Below are 16,561 nucleotides of genomic sequence, written 5' to 3'. Positions count from 1 at the left end.
AAGCATAGAAGAAATCTATTCCCTCTCCTTTATAACTCCTTTTACACCTTTAACTTCATCTTGCTACCATCATTACCGCATGCATCGGGATGAAACTTCTTGGATGCCATACGATAATTTCATGGAGAATCTTTTTTCACCATTGTTGTAGTTACTGTTTAAAGTAACCGAGAAATATTACCATAATTTTCAAAATTTTCATCGAAACGTCCCAAACTTTATTCTTAGCTATGTCCTGTATATTCTTCACTAGCCTTTATAGTTGCAATGACTTTCTTTAAGTATTCATCATTGCGTAGCGTACTAAATACATCGGAAATTCGACTGTAAGTACGGAAATCATTTTATATAGTTAGAGCTGGCGGCGCAAACCGTATCCGTAATTAGTGAGCGTTTAAAGGCAATTGGAGCTAAAAATGGGGCTAGCTCATCGCTAACCCCACTCTAACCGCTTCATATCAACCTATACAAAGCCTCTATTATTTTACCCAACCTAAAATCATTTCTCTTAATAATTTACTTGCCGTATTGGCTGTCATTTCTGATGTGTCATAGATTGGTGCTACTTCAACTAAGTCAAAGCCTACTACATTCACGCCACTTGCAGCAATTGCATGAATAGAAGCTAATAACTCTTTAGACGTAATGCCCCCACAATCTACAGTACCAGTACCAGGTGCATGCGCTGGATCTAGTACATCGATATCGATTGTCACATATACATTGCGGCCAGCTAATGTTGGTAACACTTCTTTTAACGGTTGTAACACTTCAAATTTTGAAATATGCATACCGTTTTCTTTCGCCCAGTCAAATTCTTCCTTCATACCTGAACGAATGCCAAATGAATAGACATTTTTCGGCCCAATATGCTCAGCAATTTTACGAATCGGTGTTGAATGGGAAAGTGGCTCCCCTTCATATTCCACACGTAAATCTGTATGTGCATCAAAATGAATAATGGCTAAGTCATCATATTTTGCAGAAACTGCCTTCATTACAGGCCAAGACACTAAATGCTCGCCGCCCATGCCGACAGGAATTTTGCCATCTTCTAATAACTTCACAATGAATTTCTCAATTTCATCTAAAGAACGTTGGGCATTGCCAAATGGTAATGGAATATCCCCAGCATCAAAATACTTTACCTCTTCTAATTCGCGATCTAAATATGGGCTATACTCTTCTAGACCAATCGACACTTCACGAATACGTTGTGGACCAAAACGTGACCCAGGACGATAACTTACTGTCCAGTCCATCGGCATGCCATAAATAACTGCCTGTGCATCCTCATATGTAGGATGACTTTTTATAAAAACATTTCCTGAATAAGCTTCATCAAATCTCATATCTAGCCTCCATTAATCTCTGAACTTCCTATGAAATTCAGTTGTTATAGTTATTACACACGAAGGACTTACAGGTTTGTAATGAAACCTCACTCAGCAAATCCTCGTATACATTATTGGAACGTCTAGCAAAATTCATTTAAAATCTACAAAGTGCAATGCTGTTGTCGAAAGCTAGCGTTTCATATCAGTACAAAAAAAGTATAGATGTTTTTGAATAAAGTGCAATAGTTTTTGCTTACAATTCCGATTAAAGAATAATATTCAGACACATACTAAACGCAAGTTGTTAGAAATCGAGGTGAAGTCGGATGAAAAGAAAAAGCTATCAACGTAAGCAAAAGCGTATAAAGCGTACACGCAAAACGCTTACACTTTTTGTCGCCTTTGCATCTGCAATAGTAGTAGCATTTATTGCCCTACGCGTCTATGTTCAAGTGGCTGGTGCACCGCCATTAACTGTACCGAAAGCCTCTATTTTCTTAGATGAAAACGAGAACCAAATTGGAGACCATTTTACAAATGAACGTCGCTATTGGGTAAGTCTTGATGAGATGTCACCCTATTTAGTAAAAGCTGCCGTCGCTGTAGAGGATAAAGATTTCTACAAACATAGCGGTTTTGACTTTTCTCGTATTGCCGGTGCGTTATTAGTTGATATTAAGGCTGGTAGTAAGGTGCAAGGTGCAAGTACAATCACCCAACAATATGCTCGGAATTTATATTTATCCCATGAAAAATCATGGACTCGAAAAGCAAACGAAGCATTGTATGCTTATAGATTAGAAGTTTTTTATAACAAAGACGAAATATTAGAAGGTTATTTGAACACTGTTTACTACGGACATGGTATGTATGGCGTAGAAGCTGCAAGTCGCTATTATTACGGAAAATCAGCAAAAGACTTGACGTTAGCGGAGGCATCCATGCTTGCAGGTGTACCGAAAGGACCAAGTATTTACTCACCCATTGCCAATCTTGAAAAGGCAACAAATCGCCAGCACGTCATTTTAAAACTGATGGCAGATCAAGGGGCAATAACACAAGAAGAGAAAACGCGTGCACAAGAAGAGCAACTTGTCTTAAAGAACGATATGTGGGTTGCCTCTAAATCCGTGGCACCTTATTTCTTAGATGTAGCTTGGCAAGAAGCTAGTGAAATTTTAAAAGCAAAAAATCTTGATATTAGCGAAGGCGGTTGGACCATTCAAACAACGCTTAACCTAGGTCATCAAAAAGCAGCAGAAGAAGCCGTAGCTAAAAATATGCCAGCTAATGATTTGCAAACAGGGTTTGTCAGTATGCAATCGAAAACAGGAGCTGTTACAGCGCTTGTTGGAGGGAAAGACTATGCAGCAAGCTCATTTAACCGTGTGACACAAGCTAAACGTCAACCAGGGTCAACGATTAAGCCCGTTTTATATGCAGCAGCGTTAGAAAATGGCTATACGCCTTTAACGTATTTAGATGTCGGACAAACTACGTTCACTATTGATAACGGACGCAGCACTTACTCTCCTAAAAACGTCAACGGTGAATTCGCAGACCATGACATGTCAATGGCTCAGGCAATTGCAATTTCCGATAATATCTATGCAGTTAAAACGTTAGAGGATATTGGATTTAAAGCATTTCATAATATAGCAGACCGTTTTGGCGTAAATATAGGCTCAAAAGACAATCTATCACTTGCTCTTGGAACGATGGAAACGACACTGTACGATATGACAAATGCTTATAATATTTTAGCGTCACAAGGACAAAAAACCATGCCGACAACGATTATCTCCATTAAAAATGCCAATGGAGAAGTTATTTACGATAATAAAAACGTTGAAAAACAAAATGAAACGGTGCTGTCAAAAGAAAATACCTATATACTAACAGAAATGATGACTGGTATTTTCGATCCTGTATTTAGTGACTACTCACCTGCTACAGGGATTAGTATTCGTTCACGTATGACGCATACGTATGCCGCAAAATCTGGTTCTACCAATAGTGATCAATGGCTTATCGGCTTTACACCAAATTTAACAGCGGGTGTTTGGAACGGCTACGACCAAGGTAAAAACCTTACTTCAAAAGAAGATTCGGCTGCAACAAAGCAAATTTGGATCGACTTTATGGAAAGCGTGAATAAAGGGACTAAAAACGAAGACTTCGCAAAACCAAAAGGCGTTAAAGGAGTAGTAATTGATATTGAAACAGGAAAGCTTGCAACAGATGCCTGCCCTAAACAACGTCTAGTATATTTAGAAACGAAAGATGTACCTAGTGAAAAATGTACAAACTTTGATATTCTGGATAGCAATACATGGGGAGAATTTTGGAATATGCTTCCATTCTTCAATAATAAACAATAATGCGCAACCTTTAACGGGGCATCATCGTTTTATTGAATGAAAGCTCTCGACAAAGGCTATAGATATAAAGCGAAAAAGAAAAGCTTTCTCTTCCCCGGAGACGTGTCCGTGGGAACAGAAAGCTTTTCTTATTTTTGGTCCTGGAAAGGATGAGAATCATGGGGCATTTGGCTTGGGTTTGGGTTGTTCAAATGCCGCATAGCACTCATCACATTCTTGGGACCAAAGTGTCCTAGCTTACTAAAATGTAAGCTCTGAATCAAGTGTACTTTTTTTCATATCTACTTTCAACCTTATATCGAAAGCGATTGCAAAATGTCACAGATTGTTCAATCATTGTAGGTCTATTATACAAATAAGTCTTGACGTAATTGCTCCTCACTACGCATCCACAGCTCTGGATTCAGCTCCTCTAGGAAAGAAGCTAATACTTTTTTAGACGCTTCATCCATATGGTCTACAATAATTTGTCGTTTCATCGACTTATCCATTTTATTAACGTGATCCGCCAAAATTTTGTATCCACGGCGTTTTTCACGATTTACTACCATTTCACAAGCTGTTACACCAGCATAGTAAGGTCCATCCGCTTTATGGTCAATCGTTACCCAAACCAACCAGTAAGGCTTCCCACCTTCTGAATCAGCACGATCTGTCGTAAATTTAATGCCCCGTTCTACATCGCTACGTGCATGCATCGCCCCAATTTCAACTGAAGCTTTCCCTTCTTCTATATCAATAATGACTGGTGACACGTTTTCAAGTGAAAGCGAACCAATACCAAATCCTTTATGGCCGTCTGTCGGGTCATTTTTTATAATGGTAAAGCCCATTTTTTGTTTTGGTTTCTCTTCATTTGCCATACTTTAATTCCCTCCATTCTGCTATTATAAAGTAAAGCTATTCTTGCGCTTTTGTGCATAAGTAAGAAGTTTATAATTTCTTATAAACTAACTATACAACATAATTCTAAAAGGAGGCACTATTATGCCATATGTAACAGTAAAAATGATTGAAGGCCGTACGGAGGAACAAAAACGCGCACTAGTAAAAGAAGTAACAGAAGCCGTTTCACGCACAGTAAACGCACCCGTTGAAAACGTAACAGTTTTCATTGAAGAAATGTCTAAAAACCATTATGGTGTGGCAGGCGTCCGCTTCAGCGATAAATAACTATCATTCGGGTAGAGCAACAGACCGCTCTACCCATTTTTTTAGTCAAAATAATCTATCCACGTTGCTATCCGCGATTCTTTCATATAGGGAGGTGACCTTACAATATGAACAAGCTTAAAATAGCAGTACTTATTTGTTTATTGATAATCGGTCTACTACTTATTTTTATTAATCCGATTCAAAATGCAGTTATTGCCCACTTAAGTCAACAATTGAATACGACCGATTACAGTGCCGAAGATATCGAAAAGAACAATCAAGCGACAGCAGATTTTGCATTTGAAGATGTTCAATCCCTATCCATAGCTGAAGTGTTAAAAGCACAGACACAGCTGGATAACTTACCTGTCATCGGCAGTATTGCCATACCAACTGTAGAGCTATCTCTTCCTATAATTAAAGGCGTCGGGAATGCCTCCCTTGCTGTTGGCGCAGGTACGATGAAGGCAAACCAAACGTTGGGGCAAGGAAACTACGCCTTAGCAGGTCATTATTTTGAAAATAAAGATATATTATTTAGTCCATTGTATAATGCAAATATTGGTGATGCGATTTACTTAACGGATTTAACAACTATTTATGAATACAAATTAACAACTAAAAAAGTGATTGCAGCAACAGATGTCTATGTCATTGACGATATCCCAAATCAAACCATTTTAACCCTTATTACATGTGCAGATAATGGCACAAAACGCCTGGCTGTCCATGCAGATTTTGTGGAGCAATATCCTTTAAACGATGCACCTGCCAAGCTATCAGAAGCTTTTTAGTATAGGAAACCCCCCAAGACTGAATGGTCATGGGGGGTTATTTTATACATTATTTCATTTCTGCCTTACGACGACGTAAGAAGAACAATGCGCCTAAAACAAGCGCTACACCCGTTAGAGTAAGAGCTGTTTGATTGGCTCCATCTGTTTGAGGCAACTTACCTTGTGCCTGTAATTGCGTTTCTAAACGTTTTGCATCTGCTTTGATTTTATCTACATCAAGTGATTTTGCAATTTCTTCCTGCTCTTCTTTTGATAATTGGTTATAGTTATCAATGAAATCTTTATACGCATCTAGCGTATCTTTATTTGCAGTAGAAGTATTAATTGACGGCAAGTTTTTCCCTTGATCAATAACATCTTGTACAGTTGGTTTAGACGTATCTGTTTTTCCAGGAGCCGTTGGATCTTTTGAATCTGTTGAAGGATTCCCTGGATTACTTGGCTCTTCTGTATTTGTTGATGGATTTTCAGGATTCACCGGTTGTTCTGGATCTGGTGTTGGCTTGTTCGGATCCACCGGTTTACCTGGTTCTGGTGTTGGCTTGTTTGGATCCACCGGTTTACCTGGTTCTGGTGTTGGCTTGTTTGGATCCACTGGTTTACCTGGTTCTGGTGTTGGCTTGTTCGGATCCACCGGTTTACCTGGTTCTGGTGTTGGCTTGTTTGGATCCACTGGTTTACCTGGTTCTGGTGGTGTTGAACCACCGCCACCGCCTCCACCGTTATCACCTGGTAATGACGGTTTTACAAGTGCCGAACATGTATCTTTTACAACGAAAGAGCCAATTAAACGACTTCCTTCATATACATTGTACGTTCCTTGTTGAATTGCTTTATCTGGTAAAACAATAGTTCCAGCAACAGACGTTGTTAGCTTGTCGTTACCATTCGCATCTTTAATCGTATTTCCTTTCACATCTTTCACAGTGACTATCGCATTTGCAAGAGGCGTACCAAATGCAGTTTGTACAGTCAATGTAAACGAAGGACATGTAGGTGCTGCTACAATTTCCGCTTGACAATGAACGGAATATTGAACTGTAATTTGACCAATAAATAGGTCGCCTTGATACACGCTATAGTCCCCTGAAGGAATATCTTGAGATGGCATCGTCACTTGACCTACTGCGTCTGTTGTTTTGTTTGAAGCAATTGTTGCGCCGTTTTTATCTTTGATCATAATATTACTTACATTCGGGCGAACATTACCATTTTCATCTTTCACCGTTAATGTAAAGATTGGACAAGAAGGTGCTGGTTGCACTGTTGCTTCACAGTCTATATTCGATTGGAAACTTCCATTTTCTTTGCCATTGACTTCAACTTTATAAATACCTGGTTGCAGATTTGTTAATTCCAGCACACCATTCGTTGTCGTTTTTGTCGCAACAATTTTATCATCTGTATCTTTCACTGTTACAGAAGTACCGTCCGCAACTAACTTGCCATCTACATCCTTAACAGTTAGTTTAAACGTTTCACATTTTGGTGCTTGCTTTACAATAAATTCGTGACCACAGTTTTCTGCGTACGTTAAATTCACTGTTCCTAAGAATAAGTTACCCTCATAAACCATATAATCGCCTGGTTTTATGCCATCAGTTGGATTAATTTTATTAGATGCAAAAACAAACTTACCAGCCGCATTAGGAGAGACTTTTGCTTCTGTAGTCCCTGATTTTAACGTTAATTCTTTAATGTTTGTACGAATATTACCTTCTGTGTCTTCAATTGCAATCGTGAAGTTATCACATTTTGGTGCTGGTTGAATACTTTCTCCACACTCATCATTGTACTGGATTGTTATCGTCTTCAACGTTACACCATTATATTTAACATCGTATTGACCTGCCTTTACTTGGTCTGGTGTAAATGAAATTTTACCATCTGTACCTAGTGAATATTCTACTGACATATCTGTTGCCTTATTAACTAATGTTATTTTCCCTCCATTAGTTACGTTTCCGTCAATATCATATACTGTTAACTCGTACTTGGAACATTTCAAACCACTTTCAGGTTCATTTTCTATTTCAATTACTTGGTATCCTTTGTACTTACCTGTTGTCTCAATTTTAGCAGGATTTAGCTCAAACTCTTTTTCTAATGCTTTATAACCGTCTTGCTTTTCTTCCACAATTCTATATTTATTACCTGACGTACTTTGCGCTAATTTTAGACCATAGTTTAAATAGCCAAATTCATCTGTTGATTTTGATGCTAACAATGTTTGACCTGTATACGGACCATATAAATCGAACTTAACATTTTTCATCGGTAAGCCTGTTGCTGCATCAGTTTTGATAATAATAAATGGTACTTTACTTACGTTACCTCCACCAATATAAGTGAATTTCAATTTCTTTCCAACATCAGAGCCTTTATCACCGTCTAAACTTGTATAAGCAACATTTACATAGTTTTCCACATCGGAACCTGATGATCCCATAAATACAGTAGAATACTCAACATCATATGCTTTTTTACCATCAGGTAATTTTAATTTAAATGTCCCTGCTACAATATCAACATCTAAAGCGCCAGCTGGTAATGTAATTTCCTTACGTGTTATCTTTGGCTCACCTTCTGCTGTAGTACCTGTAAAACTTACTTCATACACTTTAAATGTATCTTTTAAAATAAGTTGCTCTGGGTTATTTTCACTATCTTTACCAACGATATCAGTAATTTCAATATTGTTTAATTGAGACTGAGCATAGTTAAATTTGAAGTCCCAGTTAATTTTTGGAGACGCTCCTACTTGATTACCCGTTTTATCTAAAATCTTTTTAGTATTTTCAACTGTTACAACCTTGTCCCACTTTGCATTAGGTGTAGTGCTGGTACCTTCATATAACGCTGCTTCATTACTAATTTTAATATCTGAACCGTGTGGGAACACATCATCAGCATCTACTGAGGTATACTCCACTTTATATGGTACGGAAATTGGACCTAATTCAAGCAGAATTTCATGTTTGTCCTCCGAGATAGGAATATCTTCGCTAGAACCAGGCACAAACTTCCCTGACTTATCTAATGTACCTTTCGTTACTTTAATACTTGTCACTTTTTGAGATGCTGGTAAGGTATCTTTAAATACTGCATTTGTAAATGTATTATAGTTAAAGTTTAACTCTACATACCAGTGGAATGTCTTCGTTGCATAATCATAGTAACCATCTTTTTTACCGTTTGTTTTTTGTTCATTTTTAATAGTTTGCTTATCCGTGTCTGTTGCAATTCCTTTAAACACACCTGTATCTTTCAATGTTACTGTATTATTGAAATCACGACTATTTGAACCAGTATCTTTAATATCATAGTCAGTTGTATACTTAATTACAATTACACCGCTAACATCTTCATTTAACTTAATGTTAAATCCAGTTTCTCTATTCTTACCATCTACAATAGCGGTATCTTTTGTTAATTCATAGTTAGTAAATGGTATTCCATCCACAGTGATTATAAAATCGTTTGTTAAACTTAATAGCGAACCGTTATACGTATCTTCAAATATCGTATCTTTTTTTAAAGTGTACCTCGCTTGATTCGCCTCGATTTCCCAAGACATTGTCTTAGCTGTATAATCAACACCTGTAGCAGTTTTATCTAATATTAAGCTTTCACTACTATATTTTGAGTAAGCTACCTTGGGATTATCCCGCATATCTTTACGGATTACAGTATTTTCCACTTGAATGTCACTCGTAGGATATATATTAAGAGCTGGTCTTGTTTTGTATTTAATAACGTATGCATCGTTTACAGCACCACTAAATTTTAGAGTAAAACCATTAGTTTTACTTGTAGTATCTACTGTGTATCCACTTGTAACTTTAGAACCATCTTCTTTATAGACTTCTACAGATCCTTCTAATACTTGTGTATCCGTCCATACATCAGTTAATTCCGCATTAGCTGCTGGAATACTACGTTTATTGAAATTGTATTTAATTGTCCAATATGTGGCCAAATCGGTAGCAGAAGGACCACTACTTTCTTTGTCTAGAGGTTTACCAAAACCAACCTTTACATTTACTTCTTTCGTTGGCGTTTCATTATAGCTAGCTATGTTACCAAAATTTGCACTTTCAACGTTACCAGGGTCACCAATTTGAGTTGTATAGTTAATACGATAACCTGTATGTGCTTTATTCGGTAATTTAATTGTTAATTTATTTCCGTCGAACAAAGGCTTCGGTTCAAGATTCAATAAACCGGCTTCTGTTATTTCCCCATTAGGAGATATATTTAGTACAGTTACAGTTGGACTACCGACAAAACTATGCTCTCCTGACAATGTATCAGTAAATATTGTATTATCATTATCTGTATTAACAATTAAATTTGTATTTACATCTACTTTCCATGTAATAAATTCACTGTTAATTCCTTCACGGTCTGCTTTACCTGTTTTTGTAATCGTTTGACCGCTATTTGCTTTTGGCTGGAAGTTCAGTTTAATTGTTTTAAAACCTGGAACTTCAATATCCTCCGACCACTCATTATTTGTTGATTGTAATGTACCTTTAATTACGTAAAATACATCTTTCACAAGAGTACCAGCACCACTATCATCTAAAATTTTATCAGTAAATGTAAGTGTAGCCGTTGAACCTGAAACAACTACATTACCAATAAGTTCACCTTCATAGAATAATGGTGTGTCGCCTGTTAAATTTTTAAATTGATTTGGTAATGTATAAGTTAACGTAGAACCTTCACTATACTTGTGTCCTGGTGCTAACTCTAAATCCACTCTAAATTCAACTTCGTCACCTACGCGACCTTCCGCTGTTGTTCCAGAAACTACTTTACTATCAATCTTTAAAGTTATTGTTTCTTTAAAATTAGGGTCATCTCTGTCAACAGGTAAACCTGGTGTTATAGGTGCTTTCAATAGCTGAAGTGTTGAATTATCTGTTTTTTCATCTACCGCATTGTCTTTACCTTCTACATCTTCACCTTCAGCTCCGTCAACTTTGTCAGATTCCTCCGGTGGTGTCACTGTTGAATTATCCGTGCCTCCCGTATTAGCATCCGTCCCATCAACTTCCCCTGTTTCCCCAGGTGTTGGCACTGTTGCATCCGGATTACCTGTTTCCCCAGGTGTCGGCACTGTTGCATCTGGATTGCCTGTGTCACTAGGTGTCGGCACTGTTGCATCTGGATTGCCTGTTTCCGGCGAATTAGAAGTAGGTTCATCACTATTAGCTTCAACTGCTGGAGGTACAGAAGAACCTGTATCTTCTGCAAGTACGGAAATTGGTGATAGTACCGTTTGGAACACTAGCAACAATGTAATGATTGCTAAATTTAATTTTTTCATGTTTCTCTCCCTTTTTAAGTTCAGAGAGATCCCTTAAAGTGTTTGCGGACGACATTGTAAGTTCTCACACTATGCGAAAACTTTGCTACAAACGTTCGGTTTGCCCCTCTTCCCCTCTAATAACGTGTCGTCTCATTGATACATAAGAACCCTTCATACACTCGGTACACATACCGTTTTTGTATCGATAACTGGTGTGTGACGCCTTTGCTGAATAGAATGGCCTCACCCCCTTTTGGTTTTCATTCATTATAAAAAATGATTCTAAACAAATTCTAAACATTGCCATTTTTTTCACTAACAATTCCTATATTAATGACATCTTCACTAATCGAATATGTAATTGTGCATAAGAAAAAGCACTAAACCATCACTATTTTCTAGCGAGTTTAGTGCTTTTGTATTGCTTATACAAAACAAGTAATTTATATATAACTAAATTAGATAGATTTACACTTGATATGTTCATTGTATTTGTAATAACTTTAAAATTTGTTGTTTCACTGATGCTTGTGTACTAGAGTCCTCTAATATATCAAGTGGAAAATATACTTTATGATCTCGTTTCATGCGTCCAGAAATGGAATCAACGATAATCGATTCGCGTGACAATTCACGTAATTCTCCGTTTTTCATTTCTAAAAAGATAGGGACACGTACTTCTTCCTCACCTGGTCGATAAAAATCGTAAGGAAGATCTGCCGTTGTGTCATGGACAAGGTAGTAGTCTGGATTGATGTCTGCTTGTTTAAATAACGCTTGTAACTTTTGATATTTCTCAAGTTCTACTCCCGGATCTAAATCAATGTATTGGAATAGCTTACGATTCACAAAACGGCGACTTAAATCACTTAATATCGCATCATCCTCTTGCATCCATAATTGAAAATATGTAAACAAAATACTTTCATCTAGGGCAAGGTAATCTTCCAACGTAATCGTATTTTTGAAAAATGCCAAAAAATGTGTGGGCTCATGCTTAAACTTATAGCCTGCATTGCTTAATTGCTTCGCTCGCTTTAAAATATTATTCAAAATTACTTCTGCACTTCGCGATACAGGATGGAAATAGATTTGTAAGTACATTTGATAGCGACTCATAATATAATCTTCTACAGCATGCATACCTGTTGCTTTAATTACTACTTGATTTTTACGTGGGCGCATGACACGTAATATACGTTCCATATCAAAATGACCATAGCTTACACCTGTAAAATAGGCGTCACGTTGTAAGTAATCCATACGATCCGCATCGATTTGGCTTGATATTAAACTTATGACTTGCTTGTTCGGATACGTTTTTTCAATTACTTGTGATACTTTTTCAGGAAAATTGGGTGCAACTTTTTTTAGCACTGCATGTACTTCCGTATCCCCAAGCAAAATTTGTCTTGTGTAAAATTCATGATCTAACTCAAACACATTTTCAAATGCATGTGAAAATGGACCATGTCCTAAATCATGTAATAGGGCTGCACAAAGCACTAGCAGTCGCTCGTCTTCATCCCAATCAGGGCGACCTACAAAAACATCATCGATAATACGACGCACAATTTCATAAACACCAAGTGAATGACTAAAGCGACTATGCTCTGCTCCGTGGAATACTAAAAACGTAGTGCCTAGTTGGCGAATTCTACGCAAACGTTGAAATTCTCTTGTTCCTACTAAATCCCAAATAACTTGATCTCGTACATGTACATAACGATGTACAGGATCTTTAAATACTTTTTCTTCTTGTAATTTTGCCTTTGCATAATGTGTCATTTGTACAGCACCTCCATTTCATCTTTCTTCTATTATATGCAAACATTATAGAACTAGCATAGAGATTACACTGTAATTATAGAGCCTATCAACCTAATTAAACGTAATTTCCACTTCATACAGGTTATTATCGTCCTAAAACAAACAAAAACTACCTTCAGCCGTGTGAAGATAGTCTTTTATTACTTATTTTTTAATTTAGCTAAAACTTTTTCCATTAGTTCTTCTTCCGTTAATGCAGCAACAGGGCGACTATTTACAAATGTAAATGTTTTTTTACGACCTGGGCCACAATAAGAGTGACAGCCAATTTCGATGGTTGCATCAGGATCGATTTCCTTTAATTTTGGAATTAACGTTTTTAAGTTAACGGCCTGACATTCATCGCAAACTTTAAATTCGTTTGCCATTTTGTCAACAACCCTTTCTATATAGTATTTTTCAATAAAATTTTCTAATGTCCGCATAACCTTCACATATTTAAGTATGTAGCATACGCACAAACCTACAAACGGTATTGTATCGTATTATTCCCCTTGTATTCAAGCATAATTCCTTTCACATAGATGAATAAAAGGTTAAAAGATTGGTCATGCTAGACATAAATAAAGAAATTCCAAATAAAGGTGGGAGGATATTATAATGAGTAAAGTAAGACAAGATGCTTGGTTAGAAGAAAATGATGAATTGCTAGCAGAGGCAGTAATTCGTCACGTAACGGAAGGTAGTACACAATTAAATGCTTTTGAAGAAGCTGGTGATGCGTTAAATCGTACGGCTGCTGCATGTGGTTTCCGTTGGAATGCAGTTGTTCGTAAAGCTTATGAGGAGCAACTAGCTGAGGCGAAAAAAGAAAGAAAAGAGAGAATGCGAGTGTTGGGTGCACCAGCAAGACGTCGTTCCACAAGTATGTTTACAATAAATAATAGTGATACAGATAGCAAGTCAATTCCTTTATCTGCTCTATCTCTTGATATTGTCATAGCATATTTACTACGTTTACAACATTCTGGTGAAATAGGGAATGAGTCTTCAAAATGGAGACAACTTGTGCACGTAACATCCGAGAAAAATAAAAAGCTAGAGAAAACCATTGCGCAGCTTGAAGAAGAAAATCGTGCAATTCGTAAAGATTATGAGCAGTTTGTACAAATTATGAACCGCGCTAGACGCCTTGTAACCCTAGATGAAGAGGAAGAACGTATTGCGCCTGTTTTTAAAATGGAGAAAAACGGAAATTTAGTTGTTAGTGGTCCAACCTATCAAAAAGAAAATGGCGATGTGCTTAGTTAGCACCATCGCCTTTTTTTGCTAGAAATTGTGATTACAATGACTTCAACGCAAGCATTTTGGCATTTCGCTCTAATACTCGTTGTAAATAAAATGCATATAATGGTAATTCTTCATCGTGAAATGGCTCTAAACGAACTTCTTCAGCCATTGTATGCAGCATTTGCTGTAAACGAATAACTACGTCTTTGACTGTTAAAGAGGCATCCACTAATTCACTTAGCGAAGCCATTACATCTGGTAGTATATGAGGATACGTAAATTTCGTTACCTCTCCTTGTAAACTTTCAGCGTAAAAATCACGAATTAGTGCTGCACGCTCCGCACCGCTTCCTTCAATACATAAATAAATTTGCACTGCTACACCTTGTCGTAATCGTCTTTGGGAAATACCTGCAAATTTCTTGCCTTCAATACTTAAATCATAGGAACCTGGGCAATAGGAGCCGACAATTTCATAGGCTTGGATTTTATCAGCGGCTTCAGGAAATAGTGCTTTAATCAGCGCAACCATGACATCATAGCCATCATTAATGCCTATGGCTTTTGTTTGTTCAGATAAAACAACTGATATATTCAGTATCCCTTCATCCAACACAACGGCAAGACCACCTGAATTGCGCACAATGGGATGATAGCCCTGCTTCTCAAGCAACTTCATGCCTTGCTGTACATGAGGTAACCGATGATCTTGAATACCAAGTACAACTGACGCATTATGTACCCATGTACGGATAGTCGGTGGGGAAACTAGCTGTCCTACCAATTGACATAATGTATCATCTGTTGCAAATGATTCAAGGGGGCTGCTATTTTTCAAGCTGATAGATTGATCATAAAAACGCCAAATTGGCTGTTGTAAATTACTGTTCATGTTTTTAAAGCTCCTCTATTTCCATCATCTTTTCTCTTTAGCATACATTATCCATAGATGGTGTCAAATTCGTGAAAATCAATCATGAACTTAGGGATTTCGTACAAACTATGATAAACTAAATTAAGAATGATTTTCACTTATAAAGGAGTGCTTTGCATATGAATGAAGCAGCAATTACATTAGACGGTTGGTACGCTTTACATGATTTCCGCTCAATTGACTGGGCTTCTTGGAAACTTGTATCCGCAGAAGAACGTCAAGCAGCAGTTGAAGAATTTATTGCTTATTTAGAAAAGTTAAATGAAGCAGATGTTGCTAAAACAGGTGCTCATGCTTTCTACGCGATTGTTGGTCAAAAGGCCGACTTTATGATTATGACATTACGCGAAACAATGGATGAATTACAAGAGCTGGAAGCGGAATTTAATAAATTAGCTATTGCTGATTTTACTATTCCTACATATTCTTATGTATCTGTTGTTGAGCTTTCAAACTACTTAGCTGGCGAATCAAACGAAGACCCATACCAAAATCCACATGTCCGTGCACGTCTATACCCTGAACTACCTCGTTCTAAGTATGTTTGCTTCTATCCAATGGACAAACGTCGCCAAGGGAATGATAACTGGTATATGCTATCAATGGACGAGCGTAAGTCTTTAATGCGTTCTCACGGTATGATTGGTCGCGGCTATGCTGGTAAAGTAAAACAAATTATCACTGGTTCTGTAGGTTTTGATGACCACGAATGGGGCGTTACACTATTTGCAGATGACGTATTACAGTTCAAAAAACTCGTTTATGAAATGCGTTTTGACGAAGTTTCTGCTCGTTACGGTGAGTTCGGTGAATTTTTCGTCGGCAACCTACTTAATAACGAAAAATTGGTTAATTTCCTATCAGTTAAATAAAAAAATGCGAGTCCATATCAAATGGGCTCGCATTTTTTATACTTCATTTTCCTCACTGTATTCAGATTCTACTATTAAAATAATGGTATGAATAAAAAATCCAATAAGAATCATGAAAAATACTAAATACCAATCATATGGCTGATCATAATACTCAGCAATTCCAACAGCCATAAATGCACTTGCGATAATGGCTACAAACATACCGAAAATACGCATTGTACTACTCCTTTTTATAAAAACAATAATCAGTTTCACTTTAGTATGTCACAATGCATTTTCAATATACTTGCAAATCATAAGTTTTTTCACATTTTTTCGCAAAAAAACTATTACTCCCCTTGTACTTGGTTATTATTCAAGCGAGGGCCGAGCATATACATCTTCTTGTTAAATTGTAATAAGAGGCTGGGACATAACTCAAAAAATTTAAGGAACAGAGGAAAGCTGTTCGTAAATTTTTGCTATTATGAGAACTTGGCTATTTGCAAAAAAATGGAAGTATTCACTAGTTGTTGGTAGCGAAGGCGGTGACTCCAGCTCAGAACAGCACATAATGTAAGACGCGGGCAACAACGGCATAATCGAGTAGGAGGGAGTGATTAACTCCCGACCTCTCACACCACCGTACGTACGGTTCCGTATACGGCGGTTCAATTAAGATGAGTAACGCAAAGTTTCGTAACGAACTTGCAGACTTTTCAGCCC

The 16,561-nt window shown here is 37.3% G+C and carries 12 protein-coding genes; 5 read left to right on the top strand and 7 right to left on the bottom strand.

Translation table 11 applies throughout. The annotated features are described in order from the left end of the window. Positions 1–479: 479 nt before the first annotated feature. Entirely contained in the window at positions 480–1,352 is an 873-nt protein-coding gene (speB, locus tag C9J37_RS19265) for an agmatinase (protein WP_107896672.1), read from the bottom strand. A gap of 311 nt (positions 1,353–1,663) precedes the next feature. Here speB and C9J37_RS19260 point away from each other — a divergent pair, with 311 nt between their 5' ends. After that, entirely contained in the window at positions 1,664–3,718 is a 2,055-nt protein-coding gene (locus C9J37_RS19260) for a transglycosylase domain-containing protein (RefSeq protein WP_107896671.1), read from the top strand. A gap of 347 nt (positions 3,719–4,065) precedes the next feature. On the opposite strand, the gene C9J37_RS19255 is transcribed toward C9J37_RS19260, so the two are convergent. Then, positions 4,066–4,581 (bottom strand): YwhD family protein, encoded by a 516-nt coding sequence (locus tag C9J37_RS19255; protein ID WP_024362849.1) that lies wholly within the window; start codon positions 4,579–4,581, stop codon positions 4,066–4,068. A 124-nt stretch (positions 4,582–4,705) separates the two neighbouring features. On the opposite strand from C9J37_RS19255, the gene C9J37_RS19250 reads away from it, so the two are divergent. Continuing rightward, entirely contained in the window at positions 4,706–4,891 is a 186-nt protein-coding gene (locus C9J37_RS19250; RefSeq protein WP_024362848.1) for a 2-hydroxymuconate tautomerase, read from the top strand. Positions 4,892–4,998: 107 nt separating this feature from the next. Next, positions 4,999–5,667, top strand: a complete 669-nt coding sequence (locus C9J37_RS19245; RefSeq protein ID WP_107896670.1) for a class A sortase — start codon at positions 4,999–5,001, stop codon at positions 5,665–5,667. A gap of 49 nt (positions 5,668–5,716) precedes the next feature. Here C9J37_RS19245 and C9J37_RS19240 read toward each other — a convergent pair whose 3' ends face one another. From C9J37_RS19240 to C9J37_RS19230, 3 genes are all read right to left on the bottom strand, one after another. After that, positions 5,717–11,005 (bottom strand): collagen binding domain-containing protein, encoded by a 5,289-nt coding sequence (locus tag C9J37_RS19240; RefSeq protein WP_107896669.1) that lies wholly within the window; start codon positions 11,003–11,005, stop codon positions 5,717–5,719. Between the two features lie 465 nt (positions 11,006–11,470). Then, complete coding sequence (locus C9J37_RS19235) at positions 11,471–12,775, bottom strand: HD domain-containing protein (RefSeq protein ID WP_107896668.1); 1,305 nt, start codon at positions 12,773–12,775, stop codon at positions 11,471–11,473. Between the two features lie 182 nt (positions 12,776–12,957). Beyond that, complete coding sequence (locus C9J37_RS19230) at positions 12,958–13,185, bottom strand: YuzB family protein (protein ID WP_024362844.1); 228 nt, start codon at positions 13,183–13,185, stop codon at positions 12,958–12,960. Between the two features lie 232 nt (positions 13,186–13,417). Between C9J37_RS19230 and C9J37_RS19225 the strand changes: the two genes are divergently transcribed. Then, entirely contained in the window at positions 13,418–14,068 is a 651-nt protein-coding gene (locus C9J37_RS19225; RefSeq protein WP_103977472.1) for an RsfA family transcriptional regulator, read from the top strand. Between the two features lie 31 nt (positions 14,069–14,099). Here C9J37_RS19225 and C9J37_RS19220 read toward each other — a convergent pair whose 3' ends face one another. Then, positions 14,100–14,939: an octanoyl-[GcvH]:protein N-octanoyltransferase gene (locus C9J37_RS19220; protein ID WP_107896667.1), complete on the bottom strand. Its 840-nt coding sequence runs from the start codon at positions 14,937–14,939 to the stop codon at positions 14,100–14,102. Positions 14,940–15,100: 161 nt separating this feature from the next. Here C9J37_RS19220 and hemQ point away from each other — a divergent pair, with 161 nt between their 5' ends. Beyond that, on the top strand, positions 15,101–15,853 hold the full coding sequence (gene hemQ, locus C9J37_RS19215; RefSeq protein WP_107896666.1) for a hydrogen peroxide-dependent heme synthase: 753 nt from the start codon (positions 15,101–15,103) through the stop codon (positions 15,851–15,853). 36 nt (positions 15,854–15,889) lie between these two features. On the opposite strand, the gene C9J37_RS19210 is transcribed toward hemQ, so the two are convergent. Beyond that, complete coding sequence (locus tag C9J37_RS19210; protein WP_025218558.1) at positions 15,890–16,072, bottom strand: hypothetical protein; 183 nt, start codon at positions 16,070–16,072, stop codon at positions 15,890–15,892. Positions 16,073–16,561: the final 489 nt, after the last annotated feature.

The sequence above is a fragment of the Lysinibacillus mangiferihumi genome (assembly GCF_003049665.1).
GTDB lineage: Bacteria > Bacillota > Bacilli > Bacillales_A > Planococcaceae > Lysinibacillus > Lysinibacillus mangiferihumi.
This window is presented reverse-complemented; position numbering and strand designations above follow the sequence as displayed.

What these genes read in the sequence shown, in the direction of transcription:
- C9J37_RS19240 (WP_107896669.1), bottom strand. Translation starts at nt 11,005, where the DNA reads ATGAAAAAATTAAATTTAGCAATCATTACATTGTTGCTAGTGTTCCAA.
- C9J37_RS19250 (WP_024362848.1), top strand. Translation starts at nt 4,706, where the DNA reads ATGCCATATGTAACAGTAAAAATGATTGAAGGCCGTACGGAGGAACAA.
- C9J37_RS19210 (WP_025218558.1), bottom strand. Translation starts at nt 16,072, where the DNA reads ATGCGTATTTTCGGTATGTTTGTAGCCATTATCGCAAGTGCATTTATG.
- speB (WP_107896672.1), bottom strand. Translation starts at nt 1,352, where the DNA reads ATGAGATTTGATGAAGCTTATTCAGGAAATGTTTTTATAAAAAGTCAT.
- C9J37_RS19260 (WP_107896671.1), top strand. Translation starts at nt 1,664, where the DNA reads ATGAAAAGAAAAAGCTATCAACGTAAGCAAAAGCGTATAAAGCGTACA.
- C9J37_RS19245 (WP_107896670.1), top strand. Translation starts at nt 4,999, where the DNA reads ATGAACAAGCTTAAAATAGCAGTACTTATTTGTTTATTGATAATCGGT.
- C9J37_RS19220 (WP_107896667.1), bottom strand. Translation starts at nt 14,939, where the DNA reads ATGAACAGTAATTTACAACAGCCAATTTGGCGTTTTTATGATCAATCT.
- C9J37_RS19225 (WP_103977472.1), top strand. Translation starts at nt 13,418, where the DNA reads ATGAGTAAAGTAAGACAAGATGCTTGGTTAGAAGAAAATGATGAATTG.
- C9J37_RS19255 (WP_024362849.1), bottom strand. Translation starts at nt 4,581, where the DNA reads ATGGCAAATGAAGAGAAACCAAAACAAAAAATGGGCTTTACCATTATA.
- hemQ (WP_107896666.1), top strand. Translation starts at nt 15,101, where the DNA reads ATGAATGAAGCAGCAATTACATTAGACGGTTGGTACGCTTTACATGAT.
- C9J37_RS19230 (WP_024362844.1), bottom strand. Translation starts at nt 13,185, where the DNA reads ATGGCAAACGAATTTAAAGTTTGCGATGAATGTCAGGCCGTTAACTTA.
- C9J37_RS19235 (WP_107896668.1), bottom strand. Translation starts at nt 12,775, where the DNA reads ATGACACATTATGCAAAGGCAAAATTACAAGAAGAAAAAGTATTTAAA.